This is a genomic window from Enterobacter sp. Crenshaw (assembly GCF_024734705.1).
Taxonomy (GTDB): Bacteria; Pseudomonadota; Gammaproteobacteria; order Enterobacterales; family Enterobacteriaceae; genus Enterobacter; species Enterobacter asburiae_B.
In genome coordinates this window covers 4274608-4292173 of record NZ_CP102932.1, presented here as the reverse complement: position 1 = coordinate 4292173, position 17566 = coordinate 4274608, and the positions used below count along the sequence as shown (strand labels likewise).

General features: G+C 56.9%; 14 protein-coding genes. 7 read left to right on the top strand and 7 right to left on the bottom strand.

Going from position 1 to position 17566, the window contains the following annotated elements:
• Positions 1-281: 281 nt before the first annotated feature.
• The 3 genes from glpE to NWV12_RS20495 are packed head-to-tail and all read left to right on the top strand — an operon-like array spanning position 282 to position 2267.
• Entirely contained in the window at positions 282-614 is a 333-nt protein-coding gene (glpE, locus tag NWV12_RS20505) for a thiosulfate sulfurtransferase GlpE (RefSeq protein WP_006177908.1), read from the top strand.
• A 47-nt stretch (positions 615-661) separates the two neighbouring features.
• On the top strand, positions 662-1492 hold the full coding sequence (glpG, locus tag NWV12_RS20500; RefSeq protein WP_048977532.1) for a rhomboid family intramembrane serine protease GlpG: 831 nt from the start codon (positions 662-664) through the stop codon (positions 1490-1492).
• 16 nt (positions 1493-1508) lie between these two features.
• A complete protein-coding gene (locus NWV12_RS20495) occupies positions 1509-2267 on the top strand; it encodes a DeoR/GlpR family transcriptional regulator (RefSeq protein WP_008503060.1) in 759 nt (252 codons plus the stop codon).
• A 62-nt stretch (positions 2268-2329) separates the two neighbouring features.
• On the opposite strand, the gene malT is transcribed toward NWV12_RS20495, so the two are convergent.
• Positions 2330-5035: an HTH-type transcriptional regulator MalT gene (gene malT / locus NWV12_RS20490; RefSeq protein WP_048981440.1), complete on the bottom strand. Its 2706-nt coding sequence runs from the start codon at positions 5033-5035 to the stop codon at positions 2330-2332.
• A 586-nt stretch (positions 5036-5621) separates the two neighbouring features.
• Between malT and malP the strand changes: the two genes are divergently transcribed.
• Both malP and malQ read left to right on the top strand, forming a co-directional pair.
• Positions 5622-8015 (top strand): maltodextrin phosphorylase, encoded by a 2394-nt coding sequence (malP, locus tag NWV12_RS20485; protein WP_048981439.1) that lies wholly within the window; start codon positions 5622-5624, stop codon positions 8013-8015.
• Positions 8016-8024: 9 nt separating this feature from the next.
• A complete protein-coding gene (gene malQ, locus NWV12_RS20480; protein WP_048981438.1) occupies positions 8025-10106 on the top strand; it encodes a 4-alpha-glucanotransferase in 2082 nt (693 codons plus the stop codon).
• A gap of 80 nt (positions 10107-10186) precedes the next feature.
• On the opposite strand, the gene gntT is transcribed toward malQ, so the two are convergent.
• The 3 genes from gntT to gntX all read right to left on the bottom strand — a co-directional run bounded on the left by gntT (position 10187) and on the right by gntX (position 13215).
• Positions 10187-11503 carry a gluconate transporter gene (gene gntT / locus NWV12_RS20475; protein ID WP_039263070.1) on the bottom strand — a complete coding sequence of 439 codons (1317 nt, stop codon included), beginning with the start codon at positions 11501-11503 and terminating at the stop codon, positions 10187-10189.
• 391 nt (positions 11504-11894) lie between these two features.
• The gene (nfuA, locus tag NWV12_RS20470) at positions 11895-12470 is read right to left on the bottom strand and encodes a Fe-S biogenesis protein NfuA (protein WP_008503055.1); all 576 of its coding nucleotides are present in this window, start codon (positions 12468-12470) and stop codon (positions 11895-11897) included.
• Between the two features lie 61 nt (positions 12471-12531).
• A complete protein-coding gene (gntX, locus tag NWV12_RS20465; protein ID WP_047059832.1) occupies positions 12532-13215 on the bottom strand; it encodes a DNA utilization protein GntX in 684 nt (227 codons plus the stop codon).
• Positions 13216-13252: 37 nt separating this feature from the next.
• On the opposite strand from gntX, the gene bioH reads away from it, so the two are divergent.
• Together bioH and NWV12_RS20455 are read left to right on the top strand one after the other, a co-directional pair.
• Positions 13253-14026 carry a pimeloyl-ACP methyl ester esterase BioH gene (bioH, locus tag NWV12_RS20460; protein ID WP_033146825.1) on the top strand — a complete coding sequence of 258 codons (774 nt, stop codon included), beginning with the start codon at positions 13253-13255 and terminating at the stop codon, positions 14024-14026.
• A 111-nt stretch (positions 14027-14137) separates the two neighbouring features.
• Positions 14138-14407 (top strand): YdgH/BhsA/McbA-like domain containing protein, encoded by a 270-nt coding sequence (locus tag NWV12_RS20455; RefSeq protein ID WP_023309499.1) that lies wholly within the window; start codon positions 14138-14140, stop codon positions 14405-14407.
• A 33-nt stretch (positions 14408-14440) separates the two neighbouring features.
• Here NWV12_RS20455 and feoC read toward each other — a convergent pair whose 3' ends face one another.
• The 3 genes from feoC to feoA are packed head-to-tail and all read right to left on the bottom strand — an operon-like array spanning position 14441 to position 17264.
• The gene (feoC, locus tag NWV12_RS20450) at positions 14441-14677 is read right to left on the bottom strand and encodes a [Fe-S]-dependent transcriptional repressor FeoC (protein WP_048976275.1); all 237 of its coding nucleotides are present in this window, start codon (positions 14675-14677) and stop codon (positions 14441-14443) included.
• A gap of 10 nt (positions 14678-14687) precedes the next feature.
• On the bottom strand, positions 14688-17006 hold the full coding sequence (feoB, locus tag NWV12_RS20445; protein ID WP_047059829.1) for a Fe(2+) transporter permease subunit FeoB: 2319 nt from the start codon (positions 17004-17006) through the stop codon (positions 14688-14690).
• A 30-nt stretch (positions 17007-17036) separates the two neighbouring features.
• Positions 17037-17264, bottom strand: a complete 228-nt coding sequence (gene feoA, locus NWV12_RS20440) for a ferrous iron transporter A (protein WP_008503050.1) — start codon at positions 17262-17264, stop codon at positions 17037-17039.
• Positions 17265-17566 lie beyond the last annotated feature (302 nt).

Below are 17566 nucleotides of genomic sequence, written 5' to 3'. Positions count from 1 at the left end.
TAAAGCTCAGAAATGTTCGATATCGCTCATAATAGCAAAGGAACGCGCTTTTGGTAACATCAAAAAAACAATTTAGAGTGATATGGATAACATAATGGCGTTTACCCGCCGCCAGGACGTACACTACGGGGTAAAATAGTGCGGTCTGATGCTCTCTCCCCTCACCCTAACCCTCTCCCCAGAGGGGCGAGGGGATGGTTTGCTCCCTCTCCCTTTTAGGGAGAGGGCAGGGGTGAGGGTCAGCAGGCGGCATAAAACCTGAATAAGCGAAAGAGAACACCATGGATCAGTTTGAATGTATTAACGTAGAAGAAGCCCACCAGAAGATGCACCAGGGAAAAGCGGTGCTGGTGGACATCCGCGATCCGCAGAGTTTTGCGATGGGCCACACGCCGGGCGCATTTCATCTCACTAACGACACGCTGGGCGCGTTTATGCGCGATAACGACTTCGAGACGCCGGTGATGGTCATGTGCTACCACGGCAACAGCAGCAAAGGTGCGGCGCAGTATCTGCTTCAGCAGGGCTACGACGCGGTGTACAGCGTCGATGGCGGCTTCGATGCCTGGCATCGTCATTTCCCGGCAGAAGTGGAATACGCTTTTGAGCGCTGATCCCGCTATACTGTCCCCTTTTGTGTGGAAATAAGCGACCGCTGCCCATGTTGATGATCACTTCTTTTACCAACCCGCGCGTCGCCCAGGCGTTTGTCGACTATATGGCGACGCAGGGCGTTATTCTGACCATTCAGCAACATACGCAGACCGACGTCTGGCTGGCCGACGAGAGCCAAGCCGCGCGCGTAAACGAAGAGCTGGCGCGTTTTCTTGAGAACCCCGGCGACCCGCGCTATCTGGCGGCCAGCTGGCAGTCCGGGCAGACCGACAGCGGACTGCACTACAGCCGTTTTCCCTTCCTTGCCACCATCCGCGAACGCGCGGGCCCGTTTACGCTGCTGCTGATGGCGGCCTGCATTATCGTCTTCATTATCATGAACGTGGTGGGCGACCAGAGCGTGATGATTGCCCTGGCCTGGCCCTATGACCCGTCTCTTGAGTTTGACGTCTGGCGCTACTTTAGCCACGCGCTGATGCACTTCTCGGTGATGCATATTCTCTTCAACCTGCTCTGGTGGTGGTATCTCGGCGGCGCTGTTGAAAAGCGTCTGGGCAGCGGCAAGCTGATCGTTATCACCCTTATCAGCGCCCTGCTGAGCGGCTATGTGCAGCACAAGTTCAGCGGGCCGTGGTTCGGCGGGCTGTCGGGCGTCGTGTATGCCCTGATGGGCTATGTCTGGCTTCGCGGGGAGCGTGATCCGGAAAGCGGCATCTATCTGCAGCGCGGATTAATAACCTTTGCGTTAATATGGCTAATTGCCGGATGGTTTGATCTGTTTGGTATGTCTATCGCCAACGGTGCACACGTCGCCGGGCTGGCCGTGGGGCTGGCGATGGCCTTTGCCGACACGCTCTATGCGCGAAAACGAACATAATTCTCAGGGATAATTGATGAAACAAACACAACGTCATGACGCTATTATCGAACTGGTAAAAAAACAGGGATACGTCAGCACCGAAGAGCTGGTGGAACAGTTTGCCGTCAGCCCACAAACCATCCGTCGTGACCTGAACGACCTGGCCGATCAGAACCGCATTCTTCGCCACCACGGCGGGGCGGCGCTGCCGTCCAGTTCGGTCAATACCTCCTGGCATGACCGTAAAGCCACGCAAACGGCAGAGAAAGAGCGCATTGCCCGCAAGGTCGCCAGCCAGATCCCGAACGGGGCGACGCTGTTTATTGATATCGGCACCACGCCGGAAGCGGTCGCCCATGCGCTGCTGGATCACGAGAACCTGCGCGTGGTCACGAACAACCTGAACGTGGCCAATACCCTGATGCAGAAAGATGACTTCCGCATCATCCTCGCGGGCGGCGAACTGCGCAGCCGCGACGGCGGGATTATTGGCGAAGCGACCCTCGATTTTATCTCTCAGTTCCGCCTCGACTTCGGCATTCTCGGGATCAGCGGCATCGACAGCGACGGCTCGCTGCTGGAGTTTGATTATCACGAGGTGCGCACCAAGCGCGCGATTATTGAGAACTCACGCCACGTGATGCTGGTGGTGGACCATTCGAAGTTTGGCCGAAATGCGATGGTAAACATGGGCAGCATCAGCATGGTGGATGCGGTCTACACCGACGTGATGCCGCCGGCGGGCGTGATGCAGGTGATTAAAGATAATAATTTGCAGTTAGAGTTGTGTTGAAAAGCCGTTCTCCCTCTCCCTGTGGGAGAGGGCCGGGGTGAGGGCATCAGACCGCAGAGGTCCTACACGCCATACCCCATCATCTTCAACAGCTGCTGCGCATGCTGCACCGCATCCTGTCGATGCGCCACGCCCAGCTTCTGATACAGATTGCGGATATGCGTTTTGATGGTGGTCGCCGCCACCGCAAGCTCACCGGCAATCTGCTCGTTGCTGTAGCCTGAATAGATCAGACCCAGCACCTGCCATTCGCGCTGCGTGAGCGGACTGGTGCGGATAAGCTCCGGCACTTCCGGGTGGTTCAGCAGACGTTCAACGAAGTTCTCATCAAAATGCGCGAACTTGTGCCGATGATGCTGGTTTATCTCGCGCAGAATGCGCTGGGCGCGATGCTGATCCAGCTCCGGCAGCGTGTTGAGCTGAATAAGCTGACGCAGCTGCTGCGCCATCACTTCACCTTCAATCACAAAGTGGCTGATAAAGCCGGTGCGGTTAGCCAGCTGCAGCGCTTCCAGCAGCACGCGCTGGGCATCGTTTTTACGACCCGCCTGCCAGTAAAGCTGGTTCAGCAGCAGCAGGTTGCGGTTCAGGTCGCTCATCAGACGCAGGCTGCGCGCGTTCTCGTTCAGCTCTTCCAGCACAATCTCTGCGGGCTCTACTTCACCGAGCAGGATCTGCGCGCGGGCAATGTTCCGCCACTGGCTCTGCAGGAAGTGGTTGTTAGCAAATTCCGGTTTAGGCGTCTGACGCAGCCAGTTGGCGGCGGATTTTTTATCGCCGGTCATCTGCCAGTAAATCACCCGGACCTTATCGGCGTTAGAGACCCAGTCGCTGTGATACTGACCGTTGCCGAGCAGGTTCTCCAGGCGGTTCAGATGGTTGCGGGCGTTATCGAGATCGCCGCGCGCCAGCGAGCACTGTACCAGCAGCGCCAGACACTGCAGCTGCTGCTGAGGCTGGAAGCTGGAAAGGACATCCACACCCTGGCGGGCGCAGCTTTCTGCTTCATCCAGACGCGACCATGCCCACAGCAGCTGAGCGCGAATACGCAACAGGAACTCGTGCATCGGCAGCTGTTCCAGGTGCTGTTCACGAATCAGCTGGAACGCTTTTTCCTGGTTTTCCCAGGCGGCCTGCAGGAACCCCTGCGCGAATAAAATCTCGCTCTGTTGGATCAGGCTCCACAGCGCGTAATGCCAGACATCATGTCGACGCGCCATCTGTTCGGTTTGCTGCATCAGTGAAAGGGAACGGGTGAGGTCGCCTTTGCAGTGCAGCACTTCACCGTGCACAGAGGTCGCCACGATGCGGCTGTAGAAGTTAGCCAGCGGCAGTTCATCCAGCGCGACCATCGCCAGCCGTTCAGCTTCGTCCGGGTCGCCGTCGTTAATGGCCACCTGAGCGCGCAGCGCGTTGAACTCGCCGTGCAGGGTGGTATCCATTTCGCTTTCCATCTCCTGCTCGGCGCGCGCCAGCAGGGTGTTCACTTCACTGTAGCGGTGCTGGCTCTGCATCAGCCAGGCCTGCAGCAGCACCAGACGCGGGTTCTCCAGCAGGCTTTCCCACGGCAGGGCTTTGAGAGACTCTTCCAGCAGCGTTAGTTCGCTGTGGTTAAACAGGCCCCACGCATGGTTGAGGAGGATATCGCGCAGCATGCTGGCATCACCGGCGGCCAGCGCGTGGTGGATGGCCTCGCTCGGGAAGCCTTGCGCCATCCAGCTTTCGGCAGCGGCGCGGTGGATCTCCGGCAGTTCAACCGCCAGTTCCCACTGACAGCGCTGGCGCAGGAAGCTGCCAAACAGCGGGTGATAGCTAAACCACTCGCCGGGATCGTCCATGCGCGTCAGGAAAAGGCCCTGACGTTCAATCTCTTCGAGCTGCAGCTGACCGTTTTCACAGCCCGTTACGCGCACGATAAGCGCATCGTTCATGGAACGCAGCAGCGAGCTTTTCAGCAGGAAATTACGCGTCGAGGGATCGACGCTGTCCAGCACCTCATCCACCAGATAGTCGGAAAGGTGGCTGGCGTTGATGCCCGCCAGACGCCGCGCAGACTGATGCGCCGGACTGTTGTTTTGTCGGGCAGAGAGCGCGATGAGCTGCAGCGCCGTGGCCCAGCCGGCAACGTCATCACACAGACGGCTGCTCTCGGCGGCCTCAATCGGTGATGTCAGGCGGCAGTCAAAGAATTGTTTCGCTTCCTGGTGGGTAAAGGCCAGCTGCTGGCTGCCCACTTCCAGAAGCTGATCGCGCACGCGCAGGTTGGCAATACCCAACTGCGGCAGGTTGCGTGACAGCACCACTAAAGTCAGGTTTTCCGGCTGATGGCGCAGGAAGAAACGCATCGACTCATGAATCACCGGATTCGTGATGAGATGGTAATCGTCGATCACCACGTAGAGCGGGCGATGCCATTCGGCCAGTTCGATAAACAGCTGAGAGAAAAGAGAGGACAGGCTGGCGTACTGGCGCTTTTGCACCATCACCTCACTGGCGACGCAGTGTCCATGGGTGGCTTGCTGTATGGCGGCAATCAGATAGCTGGCAAAACGCTCCTGCTGGTTATCGCCCTCGTCGAGGGAGTACCAGCCAAGATCGCTTTTACCCGCGGCCCATTGCGAAATGAGCGTTGTTTTTCCATAGCCTGCAGGGCTCGTAACCAGCGCCAGTCGGAAATTATGCGCGCCGGAAAGTTTAGCCAACAGACGCTCGCGGACCACTGTATGGTCAAGACGAACCGGGCGACTTAATTTAGACGGAATCAACATAGGTTTCACTTCACTGTGGGGAACGAGAGATTTTATTTTTTTTGCGCTTCGTAATTAATACGATATAAGGTCGAACAGAAAGAGAACTATTGCAAGTTATGTCTGGGTTTTGTGGTTCTGAATTTGCACTCTGTCACAAAACATTCAGGCAAATGTTGGAACTTTCTCGAAAGGGCCGTAACGCCGCGTCACTGCTGGCTTGTCTGTATACATTGCCGCTGCGCTGAAACTGGTTTCAGAAAGGTATAGTGACGTCGAATTTAATAAAGTGCGGGTAAAGTTGAGGGAGAGAAATAGTCTCCGGAGATGTAACCCGATGACTAAATTATTATTCTACGTAAGTAATCATTTCAGAACGGATTAATTTCACCCGAAACTGCATTTCATTTCTTTGACATTCTCTCCGGTTACTTTTTTATCTTCCGGGCACACTCGAACTATGCTCTGAGAGTGGCCTCGATCACACTTTTATGCTCATCCCCGCTACTCCTCCCTGTCTAATCCCCCACAGGAGGAGGAAGAGGGGAAATGAGCCAGGCACACTAGCGCCAACTTGTGTTTTCTTTCTAAAGGATGCCGATCCCCTATGTCACAGCCTACCTTCAACAAAGCTCAATTCCAGGCTGCCCTGACGCGTCAGTGGCAGCGTTTTGGCCTTCATGCTGCAAACGAGATGACGCCTCACCAGTGGTGGCAGGCAGTGAGCGGTGCGCTCGCAGAACAGCTGGATGCTCAGCCTTTGGCAAAGCCGGTGAAGAACCAGCGCCATGTAAACTACATTTCAATGGAATTCCTGATTGGCCGCCTGACGGGCAACAACCTGTTGAACCTCGGCTGGTATCAGGACGTTGGTGACGTCCTTAAAGAACACGACATTAACCTGACTGACCTGCTGGAAGAAGAGATTGACCCGGCGCTGGGCAACGGCGGTCTGGGACGTCTGGCGGCCTGTTTCCTCGACTCCATGGCGACCGTCGGCCAGTCGGCGATTGGCTATGGCCTGAACTATCAGTATGGCTTGTTCCGTCAGTCGTTTGCCGATGGCCATCAGATGGAAGCGCCGGACGACTGGCATCGCAATACCTATCCGTGGTTCCGCCACAACGCGCAGCTGGATGTGCAGGTCGGCATTGGCGGGAAAGTGACAAAGCAGGGGCTCTGGGAACCGGCGTTCACCATTACCGGTGAAGCCTGGGATCTGCCGGTGCTTGGCTACCGTAACGGCGTGGCGCAGCCGCTGCGTCTGTGGCAGGCGAAGCACGCGCATCCGTTTAACCTGACCAAATTCAACGACGGCGATTTCCTTCGCGCCGAGCAGCAGGGCATCGACGCCGAGAAGCTGACCAAAGTCCTCTACCCGAACGACAACCACCTGGCCGGTAAAAAGCTGCGCCTGATGCAGCAGTACTTCCAGTGCGCCTGCTCCGTGGCGGACATTCTGCGTCGCCATCATCTGGCGGGCCGCAAGCTGGCGCAGCTGCCGGACTTCGAAGTGATTCAGCTCAACGACACGCACCCGACGATTGCGATCCCGGAACTGCTGCGCGTGCTGATCGACGAGCACCAGCTGAGCTGGGATGACGCCTGGGCCATCACCAGCCGTACCTTTGCCTACACCAACCACACCCTGATGCCAGAAGCGCTCGAGTGCTGGGATGAGAAGCTGGTGAAAACGCTGCTGCCGCGCCACATGCAGATCATCAACAAGATTAACGACCAGTTTAAAAACCTGGTGGATAAAACCTGGCCAGGCAACAAAGCGGTCTGGGCGAAGCTGGCGGTTGTGCATGACAAACAGGTGCGCATGGCGAACATGTGCGTGGTCAGCGGCTTTGCGGTGAACGGCGTGGCGGCGCTGCACTCGGATCTGGTGGTCAAAGATCTCTTCCCGGAATACCACCAGCTGTGGCCGACCAAATTCCACAACGTGACCAACGGCATCACGCCGCGTCGCTGGATCAAGCGGTGCAACCCGCTGCTGGCCGGTCTGCTGGATAAGACCCTGAAGAAAGAGTGGGCCAACGATCTGGACCAGCTCATCAACCTGGAAAAACAGGCTGACGACGCGAAATTCCGCGAGCAGTATCGCGCGATCAAGCTGGAGAACAAGGTTCGCCTGGCGGAGTTTGTGAAAGTGCGTACCGGGATTGAGATCAACCCGAATGCCATTTTCGATATCCAGATCAAACGTCTGCACGAGTACAAACGCCAGCACCTGAACCTGCTGCACATTCTGGCGCTGTACAAAGAGATCCGCGAGAACCCGCAGGCCGACCGCGTGCCGCGCGTGTTCCTGTTCGGTGCGAAAGCGGCGCCGGGCTATTACCTGGCGAAAAACATTATCCTCGCCATCAATAAAGTGGCGGCGGCGATCAACAGCGATCCGAAAGTGGGCGACAAGCTGAAGGTGGTGTTCCTGCCGGATTACTGCGTCTCGGCGGCTGAAATGCTGATCCCGGCGGCGGATATTTCCGAGCAGATCTCGACGGCAGGTAAAGAAGCGTCCGGTACCGGCAACATGAAGCTGGCGCTGAACGGCGCGCTGACCGTCGGTACGCTCGACGGGGCAAACGTCGAAATCGCCGAGAAGGTCGGGGAAGAGAATATCTTTATCTTCGGCCATACCGTGGAAGAGGTGAAGGCCATCAAGGCCAAAGGCTATGACCCGGTGAAATGGCGTAAGAAAGACAAAGTGCTCGACGCGGTGCTGAAGGAGCTGGAAAGCGGTAAATACAGCGACGGCGACAAGCACGCGTTTGACCAGATGCTGCACAGCATGGACAAACACGGCGGTGACCCGTATCTGGTGATGGCGGACTTCACGGCCTATGTAGAAGCGCAAAAGCAGGTCGACGTGCTGTATCGCGACCAGGAAGCCTGGACCCGCGCGTGCATTCTGAACACCGCGCGCTGCGGTATGTTCAGCTCTGACCGTTCAATCCGTGATTATCAGGCCCGTATCTGGCAGGCAAAACGCTAAGGAAGCGCGATGGAGAGTAAACGTCTGGACAGCGCCGCGCAGGCGGCGGGGATCAGCCTCAGTTACATTAATGCGCACGGCAAACCTCAGTCTATTGGCGCCGACACCAAAAGACGTTTGCTGGATGCCATGCACAAAGCCGACGCGAAAGCGTCGGTTGCACCGGTGCCCAACGTGAAGGTATTCACCGCAGGCAAAAAGATGCCGCTGGCGGTGGAGGGGCGCGGCGAGTTTAGCTGGCTGCTTACCACCGAAGAGGGGCATCAGCACAAAGGCCACGCCACCGGCGGCAAAACGTTAAACCTTCCGGCGAAGCTGCCGGAGGGGTATCACACCTTAACGCTCACCCAGGACGATCGTCGTTTCCACTGCCGGGTGATCGTCGCGCCAAAACGCTGCTACGAGCCGCAGGCGTTGCTCGAGGGTAAAAAGCTGTGGGGCGCCTGCGTGCAGCTCTATACGCTGCGCTCCGACAGCAACTGGGGCATCGGTGATTTTGGCGATCTGAAAAAGATGCTGTCGGATGTGGGCGAGCGCGGCGGCGCGTTTATCGGGCTCAACCCGATCCACGCGCTCTATCCGGCCAACCCGGAGAGCGCCAGCCCGTACAGCCCGTCGTCCCGTCGCTGGCTGAACGTGATTTATATCGACGTTAACGCGTTAGATGACTTCAAAAACAGCAAAGAGGCGCAGGCGTGGTGGAAACTCAGCACCACGCAGCAGGCCCTGAAGCAGGCGCGCGACGCGGAGTGGGTGGACTATTCCACCGTCACGGCGCTGAAAATGGCCGCGCTGCGTCTGGCGTGGAAAGGCTTTTCGCAGCGCGATGACGAGCAGATGGCCGCGTTCCGCCAGTTTGTGACGCAGGAGGGCGAGAGCCTGTACTGGCAGGCGGCGTTTGATACACTGCACGCGTATCAGGTGAAGGAGGACGAAATGCGCTGGGGCTGGCCGGTCTGGCCGGAAGCGTATCAGTCCGTCGACACGCCTGAAGTAAAAGCGTTCTGTAAAAAATATGCCGATGAAGTGGACTTCTACCTGTGGCTGCAGTGGCTGGCGTACAGCCAGTTTGCCGCCTGCTGGCAGGTGAGCCAGGGCTATAAGATGCCGATCGGCCTGTATCGCGATCTGGCCGTCGGCGTGGCAGAGGGCGGCGCGGAAACCTGGTGCGACCGTGAGCTTTACTGTCTGAAAGCTTCCGTCGGCGCGCCGCCGGATATTCTTGGTCCGCTCGGTCAGAACTGGGGATTACCGCCGATGGATCCGCACGTCATGGCGTCGCGCGCCTACGAGCCGTTCATCGACCTGCTGCGCGCGAACATGCAGAACTGCGGCGCGCTGCGTATCGACCACGTGATGTCCGTGCTGCGTCTGTGGTGGATCCCGTACGGTGAAACGGCCGATCACGGGGCGTACGTGCAGTATCCGGTTGACGATCTGCTGTCGATCCTGGCCCTGGAAAGTAAACGCCACCAGTGCATGGTGATCGGTGAAGATCTCGGTACCGTGCCGGTGGAAATTGTCAGCAAGCTCCGCGACAGCGGCGTCTACTCCTATAAAGTGCTCTATTTTGAAAACGACCATGAGAAAACCTTCCGCGCGCCGAAAGCGTACCCTGAACAGTCAATGGCAGTCGCGACGACGCATGACCTTCCTACGCTTCGTGGCTATTGGGAAAGCGGCGATCTGACGCTCGGCAAAACGCTGGGACTGTATCCAGATGAAGAGGTTTTGCGCGGCCTGTATCAGGATCGCGAGCTCTCCAAACAGGGGCTGCTGGATGCGCTGCACAAGCAGGGCTGTCTGCCGAAACGTGCCGGACATAAGGCGTCATTGATGTCGATGACCGCTACCCTCAATCGCGGCTTGCAGCGCTATATTGCCGACAGCAACAGCGCCCTGCTGGGCCTGCAGCCGGAAGACTGGATTGATATGGCGGAGCCGGTGAACATTCCGGGCACCAGCTATCAGTACAAGAACTGGCGTCGCAAGCTGTCCACATCGCTTGAGAAGATGTTTGCCGATGACGGGGTGAACAAGCTGATTAAGGATTTGGACAAACGCAGAAGGGCGGTGGGCAAGAAGCGGTAGTTTCACCCTAACCCTCTCCCAGAGGGAGAGGAAATAGAATGTAGGCCGGGTAAGCGTCAGCGCTACCCGGCTTTTTTACATCAAACCACCATATTCAACAGCAGTACCCCGACCAGACCGCACACCGAAATAATGGTTTCCAGCGCGGACCAGGACTTGATGGTTTCACCGATCGTCAGGTTGAAGTACTCCTTGAACAGCCAGAAGCCAGGGTCGTTAACGTGAGAGAAAATCACGCTACCGGAACCGACGGCGATAACCATCAGTTCAGGGCTAACACCCGTGGTCGCAATCAGCGGGGCAACGATACCGCCCGCGGTGATCGCTGCAACGGTCGCAGAACCCAGCGCAATACGCAGAACCGCGGCAATAGACCAGGCCATCAGGAGCGGCGATACGTTGGTTTCATGCATCATGGCAGCGATGTATTTGTCCACGCCGCTGTCGACCAGAACCTGCTTGAATGCACCGCCACCGCCGATGATCAGAAGCATCATGGCAATGATTTTGATGGAAGAGGTCAGCGTGTCGTTGATCTGATCCATAGAACGGCCGCGGTTCAGGCCGAAGGTGAACATCGCGATCAGCACCGCAATCAGCGTTGCCATGACCGGGTCACCGAGGAATTCCGCAACGGACAGGAACGGATGACCTTTCGGCAGAATCATCTCCGCCACGGCACGCATCGCCATCAGGATCACCGGTACCAGAGAGGTCCAGACGCTGACGCCAAAGCCCGGCATCTCTTCTTCGGTGAAGGTTTTGGCGCTGTACAGACCTTCCGGAATCGGCTTATCAATGCCTTTCAGGAAGCGGGCATAAACCGGGCCCGCCAGAATCACGGTTGGGATCGCCAGAATCGTACCGAACAGCAGGGTTTTACCCATATCCGCGTGGAAAATGGTTGCGATAGCGGTTGGACCCGGGTGCGGCGGCAGGAAGCCGTGAGTCACGGACAGCGCCGCAGCCATTGGCACACCGACATACAGCAGCGGGATGTTTGCCGCAGCCGCGATGGTGAACACCAGCGGCAGCATCAGCACGAAGCCCACTTCATAGAACAGCGCGAAGCCGACGGTAAAACCGGTTAATACCACCGCCCACTGGATGTTCTTCTTGCCAAATTTGGCAATCAGCGTGGTGGCGATACGCTGGGCGCCCCCGCAGTCTGCCAGCATTTTACCGAGCATGGCGCCGAAGCCCATGATCAGCGCCAGGCTGCCGAGCGTGCCGCCGACGCCGGCTTTGATGGAACTGATAACTTTAACCAGCGGCATACCCTGCATCAGACCGACTGCAAGTGCCACCAGAACCAGAGCGATAAATCCGTTCATTTTGAAACGGATCATCAAGAGCAGTAATAACACAACACCGATAGCAACGATGACTAATGGCATGATTTACCTGGCCTTTGAATTGTTATGGGTAACGTCATTGTTTCAACGACAAATTCCGATTGTCCCAACTGGGAACAGAGTGTTAACGGCACTCATACTGATGCCTTCGAAACCATTAAGTTTAGTCGGCTGTTATAAGGATGCTGAGTGCCCACGAGAATGATACGGGTAACATGGCGCGATTGAGAATCACCCTGGGAGGCTAAATTTGAATTATGAGACGCAGGTCAACATATGGGAGGTAAACGCAAAACGGTAACCATGAGGTTACCGTTTTTAATGTTTTCACCCTCTCCCGTGGGAGAGGGCCGGGGGTGAGGGCAATCAGACCTCACTATTTCTGTAGGCCCGGTAAGCGCAGCGCCACCGGGCGATACAGACGGATACTGAATTAGTAGTAAGAGTGCTCGCCGCGCTGGTGCTCGGTCAGGTCACGCACGCCTTTCAGTTCCGGGAACTCGTTCAGCAGCTGCTTCTCGATCCCTTCTTTCAGCGTTACATCGACCATTGAGCAGCCGTTACAGCCGCCGCCAAACTGCAGAATGGCAAAACCTTCGTCGGTGATTTCCATCAGGGAAACACGACCGCCGTGGCCCGCCAGCTGTGGGTTGATCTGGGATTGCAGCAGATACTCAACGCGCTCCATCAGCGGGGCATCGTCAGACACTTTACGCATTTTCGCGTTCGGCGCTTTCAGGGTCAGCTGAGAACCCAGCTGATCGGTGACGAAGTCGATCTCCGCATCTTCAAGATACGGTGCGCTCAGCTCATCAACGTAGGCGGTGAGCTGTTCAAATTTAAGGGCAGTGTCAGTCGCTTCCACAGCGTCCGGAGGACAATAAGAAACACCACATTCTGCATTCGGAGTGCCTGGATTAATCACAAACACGCGGATCTGCGTCCCTTCTTCCTGATTTGCCAGCAGTTTGGCAAAGTGCGCTTGTGCAGAATCGGAAATACGGATCATAGCTTTGGCCTAATAGTTGACTAAATTACCTGGGTATAATCATACGCCCATTGAAGAAGGGCTACAAGGTACGGCACAGACACCATACCTGAACCGACGCGGCGCCGCTTCGCAAAAGCAGTCGGGAAAGTTCAGCAACGGTACTGCCCGTGGTGACGACATCATCCACAATCGCGATATGGAGACCGTCGACCGGCAATTCAAGGCGAAAGGCATTTTTGAGGTTTCTTTTGCGAAGCCGGGCGCTGAGCTGATGCTGGATGGCGGTGGCATGAACGCGTGTCAGCGCGCGGGCCTCATACCGGCAGCCGAGCCACCGTGCGAGGGGACGGCAGAGCAGGTCACTCTGGTTATAGCCGCGCCGCCAGTGCCGACGTCGGTATAAAGGGACATTCACCACCATGTCAATTTTCGGCAGTGCCCGGTGACGTCGCGCCTGCAAAACCGCCAGCAACAGCAGGCGGGCAAGGGGCTGTGCCAGCGAGCTCTGCCCGGAAAACTTCAGCGCGTGGATCAGCCTGTTCAGCGGCGGAACATAATCATCCACTGCCACCAGCGCGCTCCACGGCGGGGATTTTTTCAGGCAGCGGCCACAGGGCAACGAGGGGTTCGTGGCCGGTAAACCACATTGTGGACAGATCCCGATACGCCATTGCAGCGATCGCGTGCAGACGGAGCAGACGCCCCACCCGCTGAGCGCCAGCGGCATTTGGCATAGCCAGCACAAGCCGGGTACTGTTAGCATGTGCAACCTCCATGTGAAAAAAAGAGAACAGTAACTGATGAAGACGCTGTGGTGGCAGACCGTAGGGACAGGAAATTGCCATCTTGTGCTGCTGCACGGATGGGGCCTGAATGCGGAGATATGGCATTGCATACGTGAGGAACTTGCCTCGCATTTCACGCTGCATCTGGTGGATTTACCCGGCTTTGGCCGCAGCCGCGGGTATGGCGCGTTGTCGCTTGATGAAATGGCGCAGCAGGTTCTGGACGCTGCGCCGCAAAACGCTGTCTGGCTGGGCTGGAGCCTGGGCGGGCTGGTGGCGAGCCAGATTGCGCTGTCGCAGCCTGAACGCGTAAAAGCGCTGGTGACGGTGGCGTCATCGCCCTGTTTTAGCGCGCAGGAAGAGTGGCCGGGGATCAAGCCTGACGTGCTGGCGGGCTTCCAGCAGCAGCTGAGCGAAGATTTCCAGCGGACCGTAGAGCGGTTCCTGGCATTGCAGACAATGGGCACTGACACCGCGCGTAAGGATGCCCGAACGCTGAAGCAGACCGTGCTTTCGCTGCCGATGCCGGAGGTTGAGGTGCTAAACGGCGGACTTGAGCTCCTGAAAACGGTTGACCTGCGCGAGCCGCTGGCCGCGCTGACGGTGCCGCACCTGCGTATCTACGGTTATCTCGACGGGATTGTGCCGCGCAAAGTGGTTCCGCTGCTGGATTCACTCTGGCCGGAGAGTGAATCGCAGATTATTGCCAAAGCCGCACATGCCCCGTTTATCTCTCATCCGACGGAATTTTGTTCAGCGCTGATTGCGTTAAGTCAACGTTTCGACTGATTATTTTCTATCCTGCCTGGAAAAAGTAACACACCGCAACCATACTCCAGATGTCGTTGCGGTTGTTCTGCCTACGATAATCAAAACAACAATCCTATGGAGAGTCAGGCTATGAAACTTGTTACAGGTATTGTCACTTCTCTGGTTATTGGGTCACTGTCATTTGGCGTCTTTGCGGCAAAAGAGCTGGAAAAAGATAAAGTTGCCGGCATGAATTTGACGAAAATTGGTGAGATTTCTACGTCTGACACCACCGCGCCGATGGACGCGAGAAAAGAGCTGTCGAAGAAAGCGGATGAGCTGGGCGGAACGTACTACGTCGTCACCAGCGCAGAAAAACAGACCAAAAACGTACGCGCAACGGCGGACGTCTACAAGTAATACGATAAAGCCGGGCAGCGATGCCCGGCTTTGTTAACGCAGCGTCCACCACTCCCTGAGGCAGGCCTTTCCTTCCGGACAGCTTTTACAACTGCCGGAGAGACAACCGTCCGCTTCTTCCTGAATCCGCACGGCTTTCCCCATGGCTTCCAGTCTTTCCAGCATGGCATCGATCATCGGCTGCGGCGTATGCAGGCTGAGGCTCAGCTGTTTCGCCTCCATTCGCCCTTGCAGTGCCAGCAGGTCACGAACCTGAATCAACGATGCCATGCTTTACTCCTTAGTGACAGTCGCCCGCCGGGCTGCTGCAGCAGGTCGCGGCGGTTTTACGGTTTGCCAGCAGGTCGATGTCGACGCGGCTGCGCGCACGCCGCAGTAAACCGAGCACTATCACGTTAAACAGCACAACCGCGAGAATGCAGACCAGGCTGTAGCGCGGATGCTGGCTGAAATTAACGGTTTGATAAAAGAGCGTCGACAGCGAGTACGCAATGTTTAACCCCCACAGGATGGAGAAGCCCATCCAGCCGCGGCTGGACTCGCGGGCAATCGCCCCCATCACGGAGATGCACGGAATGTAGAGCAGAACAAAGATGAGGTAGCTGTAGGCCGCGGACGCGCTGCCAAATTTCTCGCCCATCACGCCCATGGCACCTGTTGCCATTTCGCCGTCGCCTTTGCTGGCCTCAATAGGGTTCGCCAGCACGCTCAGGCTGAAGGTGTCTTTCAGGCTCTGCCAGGTTTCCTCTACGGCACCCAGCAGTTCATGACCGAGATGAAACTCTGCCGGATTAAATTCCTGTTCCTGAATGTTCTCTGCGGTGTAAAGCGTGTTCAGGGTGCCCACAACCACCTCTTTCGCCATCGCACCGGTGAACAGCCCGACGGTTGCCTGCCAGTTATCCTCATGCACGCCAATCGGTTTGAAGACCGGCGTGATGACGCGGCTGACGGAGGCGAGGGCAGAGTCGTTGATGTTATCTGCCGCCTGCCCGCTGAGGGTGAAGCTGTTCAGCGCGCTCAGGAAAATGCTGACGATGACAATCACCTTACCGGCGCGCAGCACAAAGCCCTTCAGGCGCTGCCAGGTCTGGATCGCCAGGCTTTTCAGATGCGGCACGTGATACACCGGCAGCTCCATCACAAACGGCGACGCTTCACCGCGCATGATGGTGTGCTTCAGCATTAAACCGGTAAGAATAGCCATCACGATGCCCAGCACATACAGCGAGAAGACCGCCAGCGCGCCCTGCTGACCAAAGAAGGCTGCGGCAAAGACCGCAAAGATGGCCAGACGGGCACCGCAGGACATAAACGGCGCCATCATGATGGTCATCAGACGTTCACGCGGCGCATCCAGGGTGCGTGCGCCCATCACCGACGGTACGTTACAGCCGAAGCCGACAATCAGCGGGACGAAGGATTTACCCGGCAGACCCAGCGCCTGCATCAGACGATCCATCACGAACGCGGCGCGCGCCATGTAGCCGGAATCTTCCAGGAACGAGAGGAACAGATACATCATGCCGATCTGCGGCACCAGAGGCAGAACGGTGTTGATACCGCCGCCGATCCCCTGTGCGAGGAAGATGGTTAACCATTCAGGGAAGTGCAGGGTGTAACCCACCCACTGAATACCGTGCACGAAGACCGCGACGGAACCGGCGTCGAAAATAGGCTGGAGTGCGCCGCCGATGTTAATGGCGAGCAGGAACATCACGTACATGACCAGCAGGAAGATGGGCAAACCGAGGAAGCGGTTAAGCACAACCTTATCCACCGCTGCCGTAAAGCGGCTGGGCTCTGCCGTCAGGGCGTTACTGACAACGTCGCAAATCGAGGCGATGGCCTGGTAACGCGCATCGGCGATGTGCAGCGCCGGGTCGTCCAGCTCGTCGCTAAGACGGGCCACCGTCGCGTCCAGCTTATCAGCCGCATGCCCGGCGTAAGCGCGGCTGTAGATATCCCCTTCCAGCATCTGCAGGCCGAGCCACAGGCGCTGTTTTGCCGGCATGCTTTTGTCCATCTCCTGCGCCAGCACATTGGCTTCGCGCAGGAGAGGCTTCGCGTAATGCACCAGCTCAATGTCATGATTTCCCTGGTGACGGTCAATGGCCAGCTTCAGCGCATCAATACCGCGAGCGCGCGTCGAGACCAGCGGAACGACCGGGCAACCCAGGCGCGCGGAGAGGGCATCGACGTCGATACGAAGCTTTTGTTTCTCCGCAATGTCGAGCATGTTGAGCGCCACGATGCAGGGGATGCCCAGCTCCAGCAGCTGCAGCGTCAGATAAAGGTTACGTTCGAGATTGGAAGCGTCGACCACGTTGATCAGCAGGTCCGCGTCGCCGCCAAGAATATAGTGGCAGGCAATCTGCTCATCGAGCGAGGTTTGCGACGAAATGGTGGTTAAGGAGTAGGTGCCTGGAAGGTCAACCAGCGTCACCTGGTTGTCCGTTGTCGTGAACTGGCCCTCTTTACGCTCAACCGTCACGCCCGCCCAGTTGCCCACGCGCTGGCGGGCTCCGGTTAGCTGGTTAAAAAGCGTCGTCTTGCCGGAATTAGGATTGCCAATTAAGCCAATAGTTAACTTTTTCATTTTTTTAGACTCACTGAAACCGCTGGCTTGTTATCGGGATAAGGCTTCGACTTCTATTAACGCGAGGTCTTTCTTACGCAGCACCAGATTCACGCGGCGGGTTTCGATATGAACCGGATCGCCCAGCGGCGCCACGCGCACAACCTGGAATGACGAGCCGGGCAGCATGCCCAGCGACAGCAGCTTTTGCCGATAGGCTGGGCTAATTTCGCGGGTAAAACCGGTAATCTTCCATGCACTGTCTGGAGTGAATTGCATAACGCCTGATTCCACGAAAGGTTAAATTATCTACTATGGGATGATAATGAGAATAGTTTTTATCAGCAATATTAAAACTGTGACGGAATGTTGTTTACGGTATTAATTTACGGCCTGTTTGACCTGGCTCAATATTTGCTGAATTGCCTGGAAAACAAAAAGGGGAGTATTTGTTAACGGGGTGATAATTCGTGGTTTAAATATGGCTATGCAATCGGTTTCATATATTTCGATATGAATTTATTCCCCCCATCCATGAGGACGAGGGGGAAAGACCGCACCGTGCGATCCCCTCTCCCCTT